This is a genomic window from Mesorhizobium sp. M1169, from assembly GCF_040318345.1.
Taxonomy (GTDB): domain Bacteria; phylum Pseudomonadota; class Alphaproteobacteria; order Rhizobiales; family Rhizobiaceae; genus Mesorhizobium.
The window spans coordinates 1-11,689 of sequence record NZ_JAMYME010000035.1; the positions used below are offsets into that span (position 1 = coordinate 1).

Annotated in this window: 8 protein-coding genes and 1 pseudogene; 1 reads left to right on the top strand and 8 read right to left on the bottom strand. The window is 62.9% G+C overall.

From position 1 onward, the window contains the following. Nucleotides 1–132: 132 nt before the first annotated feature. Together NKH41_RS26000 and NKH41_RS26005 are read right to left on the bottom strand one after the other, a co-directional pair. The gene (locus tag NKH41_RS26000; protein WP_352768543.1) at nucleotides 133–2,253 is read right to left on the bottom strand and encodes a ParB/RepB/Spo0J family partition protein; all 2,121 of its coding nucleotides are present in this window, start codon (nucleotides 2,251–2,253) and stop codon (nucleotides 133–135) included. A gap of 231 nt (nucleotides 2,254–2,484) precedes the next feature. Continuing rightward, nucleotides 2,485–3,426, bottom strand: a pseudogene (locus NKH41_RS26005) (ArdC family protein). A 717-nt stretch (nucleotides 3,427–4,143) separates the two neighbouring features. On the opposite strand from NKH41_RS26005, the gene NKH41_RS26010 reads away from it, so the two are divergent. Beyond that, on the top strand, nucleotides 4,144–5,364 hold the full coding sequence (locus NKH41_RS26010; protein ID WP_352768541.1) for a tyrosine-type recombinase/integrase: 1,221 nt from the start codon (nucleotides 4,144–4,146) through the stop codon (nucleotides 5,362–5,364). A gap of 381 nt (nucleotides 5,365–5,745) precedes the next feature. Here the strand turns inward: NKH41_RS26010 and NKH41_RS26015 are convergent, their stop codons facing one another. The 6 genes from NKH41_RS26015 to NKH41_RS26040 form a co-directional block, all read right to left on the bottom strand. Then, nucleotides 5,746–6,819: an ABC transporter ATP-binding protein gene (locus NKH41_RS26015; RefSeq protein WP_352768537.1), complete on the bottom strand. Its 1,074-nt coding sequence runs from the start codon at nucleotides 6,817–6,819 to the stop codon at nucleotides 5,746–5,748. After that, on the bottom strand, nucleotides 6,819–7,607 hold the full coding sequence (locus tag NKH41_RS26020; RefSeq protein ID WP_352470538.1) for an ABC transporter permease: 789 nt from the start codon (nucleotides 7,605–7,607) through the stop codon (nucleotides 6,819–6,821). Before NKH41_RS26020 ends, NKH41_RS26015 begins: the two co-directional genes overlap by 1 nt. Then, a complete protein-coding gene (locus NKH41_RS26025) occupies nucleotides 7,607–8,476 on the bottom strand; it encodes an ABC transporter permease (RefSeq protein ID WP_352540072.1) in 870 nt (289 codons plus the stop codon). Before NKH41_RS26025 ends, NKH41_RS26020 begins: the two co-directional genes overlap by 1 nt. A gap of 68 nt (nucleotides 8,477–8,544) precedes the next feature. Continuing rightward, entirely contained in the window at nucleotides 8,545–9,606 is a 1,062-nt protein-coding gene (locus NKH41_RS26030) for an ABC transporter substrate-binding protein (protein WP_352635147.1), read from the bottom strand. 39 nt (nucleotides 9,607–9,645) lie between these two features. Beyond that, nucleotides 9,646–10,632, bottom strand: a complete 987-nt coding sequence (locus NKH41_RS26035; RefSeq protein ID WP_352768533.1) for a PfkB family carbohydrate kinase — start codon at nucleotides 10,630–10,632, stop codon at nucleotides 9,646–9,648. After that, nucleotides 10,629–11,687, bottom strand: coding sequence for an ADP-ribosylglycohydrolase family protein (locus tag NKH41_RS26040; protein ID WP_352768530.1), 1,059 nt, complete (start codon nucleotides 11,685–11,687; stop codon nucleotides 10,629–10,631). Before NKH41_RS26040 ends, NKH41_RS26035 begins: the two co-directional genes overlap by 4 nt. Nucleotides 11,688–11,689 lie beyond the last annotated feature (2 nt).

The window sequence follows — 11,689 nt, forward strand, 5'->3', positions numbered from 1 at the left end:
CCCCCACCCCTTAAAAAACAAGATATTTGCGGCGCGCGCTATTTTTTTATAAAACCCACTTTTTAAATCTCCACCCCGTGTTTGGTTTCGCGGGGGGGGGGGGCGGCCCCCCCCCCCCCCCCCCGAGGCGATCTATTCAGCGGCCATGTTCGGCTCGCTGTCTTCAATCTGCGCATCGTCGTCTGAGAGGAATTCGGGCAGCTCTTCCCCACAGCCGTCGGCGCCGGCGCCGCTATCAGCGCCAGCACTGCCGTCGAGGTCGACCAGGCGCAGCGGCTCGGGCAGCCAGCCACTATCGGTCAGCAAGCGCTCGGCCTCCTTCGCCATATCTCCCTTTTTCAGGTGCTCAATCAGCTGCGCGGCCTGTTCGCCCCTCGCCTCCCGCACCGCCTCGAGAATGCGAGACTTGGTGATGCGGCCGAGATAGTTTTCGACTGTCGGTGTCCAGCCGGCGTCGACCATATCGAGACCGACCGCGCGTGCCAGTCGATCAGCTTGCGCGATCCGCTGACGAACTCCGTGTGCCGATATAGCGCCGCCATAGCGGTCGCCTTTCTCCTGGAGCGCGTTCACGCCGTAGCTGACGCAATGGGCGAGCAACGCCGCGCGGCTGGTCTCATCAAGTGAGGCGATCCAGTCCCAAAGTGCATCGTCCTCGGTCGGCAGGTCCGATTTCCAGGCCTCATGGCGTTCGGCCACCGATTTCGCCGAGGGGCTGTCCTTCAGGTCACCTGCCTGCAGAGGGAAGAAGACGTGACGGATCGAGGCCTCCAGGCACCCGTTCGTGGTGCGGTGCTGGAACGTGTCAGTGACCAGCTTGTGCAAGAGTGCTGTCAGGGCGACGTGAGGGTTGCCGGCAACCGCGTCGCGCAACGCCAGCGTCCGGTGTGCGCTCAACTCTGTCACCAGTCGGTCCGGCAGGGGCTTGACCGCGTCGTCCTCGTCTTCCTCGCACTCGACTGCCTGGCCGCCAACGGTGACAACGGCACGGTGCACCGACGAGTTGTCGGCAGCCCCGGACCCGCCATCCCTTTTCGATTCATTCGCGCCGTCAAATGACATCGGCGGCACGTCCTCAGGCCGGACAAAGCCGCGGTCGACCGAGAGCGAGCCGTCGGCGTCGATGCTGACGAACGCGCCGGCGATGGCGATGTCGGCCGGATCGAACTGCTTTGGGCGCTTGTCGAAATTGGCGAGCGCGGTCTCGATTTCACCGAGTCGCTGATCGACGTCTTCGGGCAGCTCGTCAGCACCCTCATATTCGGTTTCAAGCTTGGCATGCTCGGCGTTGAGGGCATCGATGGTAGCCTGCTCCTCGGCAGAGAGATCGAGCGGATCACTCTGCAGCTGATACAGCCCACGCGTTGCGTCGTAGGGGAAGCTGACAGCGACCTCGACCCACTTCCAACCCTCGGCTGCAACTTCCTGGGCAACCGCCTTTAGCTTCTCGGCGACCAGGCGGTCCAGCATCGCTGCATCCTGCAGCCAGCCGCCGTCATCCGACTGGAACAGGTCGTGCATGACGATACCACCCGCGGCCTCATAGGCGTCGATCCCCACGAAGACGGCGCGCTTGTCGGAGGCGCGCACCGTCGTTTCGGTCAGCATGCGCCGGATTTGATAGGGCTCTTTCGACCAGGCATCCCTGATTGCCTCCCAGACCTGCTCCTGGCGAGCGCGGTCTTCAGAGACCGTGAAAGCCATGAGTTGCTCCAGCGTCATCCCGTCATCGGCATACACATCGAGCAGCACTGGCGAGACAGAAGCCAGCCTAAGCCGTTGCTTAACGACGTTGACTGACACGAAGAAGGCTGCGGCAATCTCCTCTTCGCTCATGCCTTTTTGGCGCATGTCCTGGAAGGCGCGAAACTGATCGAGCGGGTGCAGCGGCGCTCGCTCGATGTTCTCGGCGAGCGACACCTCCTCTGCAACGATCGCGCTGTGACGGGCGCGCACGACACAGGGCACGAGGGCGGTCTTGGCGAGGCGCTTTTGCTTCACCAGCAGCTCAAGCGCGCGGAAGCGCCGGCCTCCGGCAGGTACCTCAAACATGCCAGTCTCGTTACCGTCGCTGTCGACAACGGGCAAGACGCTGAGGCTCTGGATCAAGCCGCGGCGGGCGATCGAGGCCGCAAGATCCTCGATCGAGATGCCGACCTTGACGCGACGGACATTGGACTGGGAGAGCACCAGCTTGTTGAAGGGAATGTCGCGCGAGGACGACAGGGTGATCTTCTGAACGGCAGTAGCCATAGGATGTACTCCGCGACGGGCGGCCGAGAGCCTCTCTCTCGACCTCCAAACCCGTCATGAGAATTCCGTCACTCCTCTCCCTCCGATGTGCTCGGCACGACATTTGTCGCGGAGCAGCAGGTCGGTCCTGGCGCGCTGCAACGACTTCGCCGCAGCTGGGGTCCCGCATCGAGGCAGACTTCGGTCACGAACGCATCCGCAGCAAGACGCCGAACTGGAAGCGGGGGGCCATTATTCTGCCTCCCGCCGATCGTCGTCAGCGGCGACTTTGTCGGGCAAGAATCCCAAGAGATATTCCGCAGCCCTGCTCGCCAGAGAGGCGGCGCGAACGATCGCACGGTTATCCTCGCGCAGCACGTCTAGCCACGAGCCGATATAGTCGGCGTGACGCACGGTCGGCGTGATGCCCAGCGAGGCGCAGCAGAAAGCCGCACTTATCTCGGCAACCAGCTCTTCGAAGGCATACTTCTTGGTGCCGAAGGAACCGGACATATCCCGGTTGAGGCGTGAGGCATGACCGGTGGCGTGCCCGAGTTCATGCAGGGCGGTCCGATGCCAGTTGATCGGCTCGAAGTAGGCTTGGGGTGGCGGGACCCGCACATAATCGTGGTCCGGAGCGTAGAAGGCGCGGCTGCCACCAACCCGGAAATCGATCCCCGTCTTCTTGATCAGCCTCTCGACCTTGGGCTCGATCAGTCCGAGTAAGGGCGGGGGCGTGGCCACCGCAACACCGTCGGGCAGCCCGTCGCACTGCGCGGCGTTGAACACCGTGAAGCGTTTGAGGAATGGGATCGATCGGGCTTGCTCGCCGGTTTCGCGGGCGCGTCTTTTCTCGTCGTCGGGCACGAACCGATGAGCGTAGACGACTGTCGTCCCATGCTCACCCTTGCGGACGCTACCGCCAAGCGCGAGCGCCTGGCGGAAGGTCAGTCAGCTCTGTCCGGAAAAGCCCTGCTCGATCACCGAACCCCAGAGGATCAGGATATTGATTCCAGAGTATTGCCGGTCGGTGGCGGCGTTCTTCGGCATGGCGAGCGGCGCCTTCGCAGCCGTCGTTCCCCATGGCTGAATCCAAGGCAGGCGACCGTCCTCCAGCTCGCCGATCATCTTGTTGGTGATGTCGTCATATAGGCTGGCCCGGGTGGGGGCAGCTTGGTGCTGATGCTTAGCCATTGCGAGTCTCCGCGCCGGGCGCCGGGAGCCTTTCTCCCAGCCTTCAACCCGTCAGTGCGCCAAGCGCGGGCCCTCTATCTCTATGGACTCGAACGAAGATTGCGGTTGCTGACCAACTCCGAGGTGAAAGACACCGCTCGATACCGCAGCGTGAGGCGATCAGCAGAACCCACTAAGCCGGGCACACGGGAGTAGGCCCAAGCGACCCGGCAGTGAGTCCATGAAAACGGAAGCCGCACAGACAGGCGAAGCCAGTCAGGAGCGGTTTCACCGGCCACGGAAGTGGGGAGCCAGCCGAAAGGCTCGTGGAGTGCGCGTCAGCGCAACCGTTCCGATTAGCAGGTCAAAGGAGCATCTTTGCCGCAGGCGCTCCAGTCGGCGCTTTTCGCAGCCGTATATTCAGAGAAAAGATCGTGCGGCAGGGCATCCGGAATGGCGAGACAGAAAAGTGTGCTCAATGCGAACCGCGATCCGTCTGTTTCCGAGCGAAACTATCGGACCATAGAGATTGGCTGAGGGCTCCGTTTTGAAAATCCCCGACCAATTCGACGAGACCACGCCCCTGCGCGTCGCGATTGCAGCACGAATTGCCTTTCCCGATGGCTCGATGTGCGCAGCCGGCCTACGCAAGGAACGTGACGCCGGTCGACTTGAAACCGAGCTAATCGCAGGAAAGGAGTACGTCACCTTGCTGGCGATCACCAGAATGAGGGAACTATGCCGCGGGCGTCGAAAGGGCCACGCCTCGTCTGGCGCGGCGAAAGCTGGAAAAAAGACGGAACGCTCCGAAACAAAGCTGGATGGTTTATCCGCGATCGAACAACGTTCATCAGCGCTGGCAGCGGCGAAAAAGGCCATCCAGGACCTGAAGCTGAAAAGGCGCTCGCGGTCTACATCGCCGGCAAGTACCACCGAGCGCGCGGTCCAGAAGATGTCTTGATAGCCGATGTCGTCAGCGTCTACCTGAGAGAGGTTGCACCGAAGCATGCCGCGCCGGAAGAGACGGCGGCTCGGCTGGACAACATCCTCGATTTCTTCGGTGAAAGGACACTCGCCGCTATCAACGGCAAGCTTTGCCGCGACTACGTCGCGTTCTGTCCCACCGAAGCCGCTGCGCGCCGCCGACTCGAGGATCTTCGTGCGGCCATCAACTACTACCGCAGGGAAGGCCACACGACTGCCGCACCGACGATTGTCCTGCCTGACAAGGCCGGTGCGCGCGAGCGCTGGTTGACGCGCAGTGAGGCGGCCGCCCTCATCTGGGCCGCGTGGCGTATGAAGCAGAAATGGAAGGGCCAGGAGAGCGACCGGCGTACCGGACGACACCTCGCCCGCTTCATGCTTGTCGCGCTTTATACAGGAACGCGCTCTGCCGCAGTTTGCGGTGCCGCCATCCGTCCAACCAAAGGGCGTGGGTATGTGGACCTCGACCGCGGCATCTTTTACCGCCGCGCCGCTAGCGCAAAGAAGACCAAAAAACGCCAGCCGCCCGTGCGCTTGCCGGACAGACTGTTGGCGCACCTCCGCCGCTGGGCGTGCACAGATCTCGATATCAGGACCAAGGCGCGCGGCAAGAGCGCAAATATTGGTCGCAAGATATCGCAAGACTTTGTGGTGGAGTGGAATGGAAAGCCCGTGGAGTCGGTCAAGAAGAGCTTTAGGAGAGCTCGCGACGCTGCCGGCCTCGGTCCCGACGTCACTTCGCACACCCTTCGCCACACCGCTGCGACCTGGCTGATGCGGGCCGGCGCCGACATGTGGCAGGCGGCGGGCTTTCTCGGCATCACCGTGGATGTTCTGATCGATACTTATGGCCACCATCATCCCGACTTCCAGGCAGACGCCGCCGAGAAGATCGCGAAGAAGCACGTCGCGGCCAAGGCGACGAAAAGCTCGCTCAGGATAGGTGACGATGAAAACGTGAAGTCGGCCCGGTGACACCACAGGTTCCCCACACAAAGCCCGAAAGCAAATGCAATCATTGCGGAGCGAGCGTGACGAAGGAGCCCAGGAACCTGCGGCTTGCCTGGTAGCGCACATCGTTCGGGACGATGGGGTCGCAGGTTCAAATCCTGCCACTCCCAAAACACAGTCGAAACCCTGTCTCGGCTCGGAAGGCCCATCGGCCTCGCCGTCGATCTGCCGCGCTGAGGTCGAGCCGTGCATGAATGCGCCGAGGAACCAGAGCCGGTAAAGAACGGATGCCCATGGTCACCACGACGCGAGAGGCGCGGCCGCGAAGCAGCGTCTTGGCAAATCCGCCACCCTTGCCCGGATAGGCCACCGCGGCCACGCCGACGACAAAATCGACGGTGATTGTCAATCTAAACCCTCCGCGATCAAGACCGTGCTTTCTGGCGACCAGCTCAGCACGACGTCCTGACCTTCCGCCAGCCTGCCAGCGCCGGTGTTCTGCACAATTACCTTGAGCGTCTGGCCGGCACGCTCGACAAAGTAAGTGCTGCTATTTCCGGCGAAGATGCGTTTGGACACTTGCCCTCGCAGCACATTCGCGTTGGCGGCATCCGGAACGTCGGCATCAATGAAGATGCGGAGGCGTTCGGGCCGCACCGCGCAGCTTGCCTTGGCGCCAGCGGCAAGCTTGGCACCCGCGCCGGCGGCAATCGCTGTGCCGTCCGGCAGTCGGATGCCGTTGCCCGTGCTGTCGCCGCGAAAGATGTTAGCGTCGCCCAGGAAAGTGGCGGCAAACTCGCTCTTCGGCCGATCGTAGATCTCCTCGGGCGAGCCTTCCTGCACCAGCTTGCCATCGCGCAGAATGCCGATGCGGTCGCTCATCGTCAGCGCTTCTTCCTGGTCGTGGGTGACGAAGATGGTGGTGATGCCGATCTCGCGCTGGATGCGCTTGAGCTCGATCTGCATGTCGACGCGCAGCGCCTTGTCCAGCGCGCCGAGCGGCTCGTCAAGCAATAGCACGCGCGGCCGGATGACGATCGCGCGAGCGAGCGCAACCCGTTGGCGCTGGCCGCCGGACAGCTGATGCGGCCGGCGGCCGCCGAGCCTGCCGAGTTGCACAAGATCGAGTGCGCGCTGTACCTCGCTGGCAATCACCGCCTTGGGCTCGCCGCGCACCGACAGGCCAAAGGCGACATTGCCAGCAACGCTCATGTTGGGAAACAGGGCGTAGTTCTGGAACACCATGCCGATGCGCCGTTTTTCGACTGGCACCCGTTCGACGCTCTCACCACCTATGGTGATGCGGCCGGAATCGGGAAAGTCGAAGCCCGCGATTTGTCGCAGCAGCGTGGTCTTGCCGCTGCCTGACGGCCCGAGCAGGGCATAGAAGCCGCCATCGGCGAAATCGATAGACACATCGTCCAGCGCCTTGTGGGCACCGAAAGCGCGCGACACGTTCGCTACTTGGACGCCAGCCATTACTTCTCTCCGCCGAATTTGAAGAAGCGCGCCGTCAGCAGCATCAGTGCCATCGACACGACAATGATGATCGTCGAGACCGCATTGATCTCGGGGGTGAATCCCTTGCGGATCGCGGCGTAGATTTCGACCGGCAGCGTCGTCTGGCCGGGCGTCGACAAGAAGTAGGATACGACGAACTGGTCGAAGGACACGGCGAAGGCGAACAGCCCACCGGCAATGACGCCCGGCATGATCCAGGGCAGCGTGACGCGGTTCGTCAACTGCCATTGATTGGCGCCGAGCGAGCGCGCCGCCTCTTCCAGCTCGTGCGCGAAGGTCTGCAGTCGGGCCGACACGACGACAATGACGTAGGGAAGCGCAAGCGCGACGTGGCCAAGCAGGATGGCGAACAGGCCGCGCCCAATGCCGACGCCGAAGAAGAAGATCAACATCGCCGTGCCGGTTATCAGCCACGGAATGGCGATTGGCGGAAACAGCAGCGCCTGCAGGAATTTCTTGCCGCGAAACTCATAGCGGTAGAGCGCAAGTGACGCCGCCGAGCCAAGCACGACGCAGATGATGGTAGTGATGACTGCGATTTCGACACTGTTCCAGGTGGCTGAGATAAGCTGGTCGTTCTGCCACAGCGAGACATACCATTCCGCCGTCCATTCGAACGGCAGCTGGTAGAAGGGCGAAACGTTGAAAGACATTAGCGCCATGATGATGATGGGCACATAGAGGAAGGCGAGCAATAGCCAGATGTAAAGGCGGCCGAGCCATTCGAGAACACGTGTCGTCGCCATCACGTAGCCCTCCGCAGCACCGGCGAGGCAACCGCCAGGATGACCAGCACGACGGCCAACAGGATAAAAGAGAGCGCAGCACCCAGCGGCCAGTTGAACACGGCGACGAACTGGTCCTCGATGACAGTGCCGTAAAAGGTGCCGGTACGGCCCCCGAGGATGCGCGGTTCCATGAACGAACCAACAACCGGGACGAAGACGAGCGCTGCGCCCGCCACCAGCCCCGGCATCGACAGCGGAATGATGACTCGATTCAGCACCTGCAGCCGCGAGGCGCCGAGCGAGCGCCCGGCCTCGATCAGCGAGTCATCGATGGCCTGCAGGGTCAAGTAGCACGTCAGCACCATGTAAGGCACGTAGGAGTGCACCAGCCCGATGATGACGGCCGGATAGGAATACATTAGGTCGATGTTGATCTTGAACGGCAGCACTGCGTTCAGCGCGGTGTCGAGCATGCCTCCTTCACGCAGCACCATCGCCCAGGAGAAGATGCGCACCAGCCCGTTCGACCAGAACGGCAGGATGACGAGCAGGAAAATCGCCTCTCGGCTGCGGCCTTTCAGCACCTTGGCCAGCACATAAGCGGCGGGATAACCGATGACGATGCACCACAGCGTCACCTCGAGGCCGAGGCGCAGCGAGGCCAAAAGCAATGTCAGATAAAGGCTTTGTGAAAAGAAGGCGGCATAGTTTTCGAGTGTGAACGCCCACGGCTTTCCCGACAGCGGCAGGTCGGTCATGAAGGAGAAGAAGACCATGGCTGAGAGCGGCAGGAAGATCGCAACCGTCAGCCAGAGATAGGCAGGCGCCAGCAGTGGCAAGGCCGATCTCAATCCGCTGCGCGACGCGGCCGCAACCTGTGCTGCCATGACATCCTCCTCCCAGGATGGGGAAGCATCAGCCGACATGGATGGTCGGCTGATACCGGCTTCTGCTGTTACTTCACGTCGACCTTGAGCTGCTGCCAGAGCGACAGATAGGTTTCGCGCTGGGCGTCTGTGATCGGCGCCTGGAACTGAATGCGCTTGGCGACTGCCGGGTCACCCATCACCTTGCGGTTGAACGCATCCCCGGGAAGTGCTTCTACAGCCTTGGTGTTGGCGGATACCGGGGCTCCGACCTTGGTGACCCATTCGACATAGAACTTCGGGTCGATCATGTAGTTGATGAAGGCCTCGGCGCCGGCGACATTCTTGGAACCGACCGGAATGGAGAAGGCGTCGAGCCAGGCGACAGCGCCCTCCTGCGGGATCACGAGCGAGACCGGCAGCTTGAAATGGGTCTTGGCGCGATCGGCCGAGCCGCTCCAATAGGTGCCGATGTCGATCTGGTTAGAGGCAGCCATCTGGTTCCAGTCGTTCTCCGAGCTCCAGAACGTCTTGATCTGCGGCATCAGCGAGGTGAGCTTCGCCTTGACCGCCTCGATATCCTTGATGTCGTTGATGTTCTGGCCGGTGGCAATGGCGCCGAACTGAACCGCCTCGACGGCATCATCACGGATGGTGACGCGGCCCTTGTGAGCGGGATCCCACATTTCGGCGATGCTCGTCGGCGGCTTATCGAAGGATTTCTCATTGATGGCGAGCGCCGTCAGCCCCCAGACCCACGGCACGCCATAGACCTTGCCGTCATGGACGAGCATCGGCGATCCGGCCTTGTCCTTGCTGATGTCGGGAAAGTTCGGCAGCTTGGACGTGTCGATCGGCTGAATCAGCTTTTCCGCCATCGCCTGGTCGTTGAAGGCGGCGTTGATCATGACGACATCGTAAAGGCCGGGATTGGTCCTGAGCTTGGTCAGCATCTCCTGTTCGGAATTGAAAAAATCGTTGACGACCTTGTTGCCGGTCGCCTTCTCGAAGGCTTCGATGGCCCACGGCTCGTCGGCGCCGTAGCCCTTCCAGTTGAGTACGTGCACCTCGTCGGCCTTGGCGGCAAATGCGAGTGCGGAGGTGAAGACGGCGGTCGCCGTCAGCAGGGCAGTCAAGTCGGGCATGCGCATGTTCGTTCCTCTCTGTGTTTGCCCGCTTCCCGGGCTTTGTCAGGCTGTCGGGCGTTTGGCCACTTGCTTCCGGCCATGGAGGCCGATCGGCGGACCGCCGGCATGGCTTAGGAATGTCTGGATCTCGTGGTCGGTCGGCGCTGATGAACCACCGTGGCGGGTGACGGAAATGGCCGCCGCCGCATTGGCGTAGCGCGCTGCTTCAAAAGGCGGCGCGCCGCGCGCCAGCGCGCTGACGAAAGCGCCGATATGGGTGTCGCCGGCGCCATTGGTGTCGATGGCGTCGACCTCGAAGCCGGCACTCGTTTGCGCCGAGCCATCGGCCAGCCGTATGTGGCAGCCTTTCGCTCCGGCGCGAATAACGACGCCGACGGCCTTCGGGGAGTGGTCGCTAAGAAGCCGTGACGCGAGTGTCTCGACGTCGCCCGGACCGGCAATCGCGGCCGCTTCCATCCTGTTGCAGCTCAACCAGGTGGTGCGGGCGAGTATCCGAGGCAGGATAGGGCGGGGAATGTCGACGACGACAGGTGTCGGGTCGAGGACAAGCGGTGTGTCGGCCGGAAGTGCCTCGATCCAGTCGACAAGCGCGTCTCGGCTTCCCGGATAGCTAAGCGTATAGCCGGAGGTGAACACCCAATCCCCCGGCGCGACCGAGACGGGCGCCATCATGTCAAGGCTGAGCAAGCTCTCCGCACCAGGCCACGAGACGAAGGTGCGCTCGGCATCGCTGCTGATCATGGCGACGCAATTGCCGCTGTCCATGACGGGCGATGGCGTCGTCAGTGTCTCGATCCCCTCACTGGCTAAGGCCGTGCGCAGGAAGTCGCCATTGGGTCCGCTGCCGAGCTGGCCGCCGAACACCACCTTCATGCCGGTGCGGCTGGCCGCGACCATCATGTTGAAGCCGCCGCCGGCGACTTGCGTGTAGCTCGACGCCGTCTTCTCCGTACCCGGCGCCGGCAAGGCGTCGATGCGGTAGACATAGTCGACCACCGCGCTGCCGACATGGACGAGACGCCCACTCATATCGCCGCATCCTTGCCGGGACCCGTCCTGTCGGCACGGCGCTTGGATATACGGGCCGCAACAAGGTCGGCGGTGAGCGCGCCAACCGCCGCTATGTCGATGCCCTTGAGGTCTGCAATGCGGTTCTGAGGCAGTCGGGAAAAGCCGGTGCAGGCGCCGGCCACGCCGGTCGCGATGGCGCCGATCGTATCAGTGTCGCCACCGAGATTGGCACTGATCACCGCCGCTTGCCAGGGATTACCGCCGGCGACTTCCAGCACGGCGAATGCAGCCGGAACGGACTCCTGACTGGCGACGCCGGTGCCGACCAGATCGGTGATCAGCCGGATCGCGTCCTTCGTCGCCTTGCCGCGCACAAGCTCCTGCCCCCACCCAATGCGCGCGGCAATGTCACCGCCGGTCACCCAATGGCCGAGCGTTGCTCCGCACCTCGCCGCGGCGATGGCGCTGTCGGAAGCGGCGCGCCAGTCGCCGCCGGCGACGCCGCGGCTGACGGCCGCCGCAACGGCGGCTGCGGCCGCAATGGCAACCGAGGTGTTGTGCGTGGCCCGGCAGGTCTCGGCAACTTTGGCGACCAGCGCGTCCAGCGGCTCTGGCGGCATCATGATGCCGACCGGCGCAATGCGCATGGCCGCACCATTTGTGTCGCCGCTGCGCCCCGCTTCCTCGGCCGGCACGCCATTGTTGATGGCGTCGATGGCGCGTTTGGTCGATGGTCCCAGCAGATCGTAGCTGCCGCGCGCTTTGACGTCGCGCTCCCAGTCGAGCAGCGCGTTGACCCACCGCGCATGATCGAAGCGGTTACCGGATTCGACCAGGATACGGCCAAGCAGAAGCGCCTGTTCGGTGTCGTCGGTGATCGTTCCAGCGGGAAGGCCCTTCGACACCGGATGGTCGGCGAAAGGAGCAATGAAGCCCTCTACATGGGCGTAGAGTTCGGCAATCCGGGCCGGCGACAAAAGCTGCGTCGGCATGCCCAGCGCATCCCCCAGTGCCCCGCCGACAAGCGCCCCCATGGCCCGATCAATCATATTCCCGGTGTTGTCGTCCGGCATCA

Coding starts and splice junctions, on each gene's coding strand:
- NKH41_RS26030 (WP_352635147.1), bottom strand. CDS start 9,606: ATGCGCATGCCCGACTTGACTGCCCTGCTGACGGCGACCGCCGTCTTC.
- NKH41_RS26000 (WP_352768543.1), bottom strand. CDS start 2,253: ATGGCTACTGCCGTTCAGAAGATCACCCTGTCGTCCTCGCGCGACATT.
- NKH41_RS26025 (WP_352540072.1), bottom strand. CDS start 8,476: ATGGCAGCACAGGTTGCGGCCGCGTCGCGCAGCGGATTGAGATCGGCC.
- NKH41_RS26040 (WP_352768530.1), bottom strand. CDS start 11,687: ATGCCGGACGACAACACCGGGAATATGATTGATCGGGCCATGGGGGCG.
- NKH41_RS26035 (WP_352768533.1), bottom strand. CDS start 10,632: ATGAGTGGGCGTCTCGTCCATGTCGGCAGCGCGGTGGTCGACTATGTC.
- NKH41_RS26020 (WP_352470538.1), bottom strand. CDS start 7,607: ATGGCGACGACACGTGTTCTCGAATGGCTCGGCCGCCTTTACATCTGG.
- NKH41_RS26015 (WP_352768537.1), bottom strand. CDS start 6,819: ATGGCTGGCGTCCAAGTAGCGAACGTGTCGCGCGCTTTCGGTGCCCAC.
- NKH41_RS26010 (WP_352768541.1), top strand. CDS start 4,144: ATGCCGCGGGCGTCGAAAGGGCCACGCCTCGTCTGGCGCGGCGAAAGC.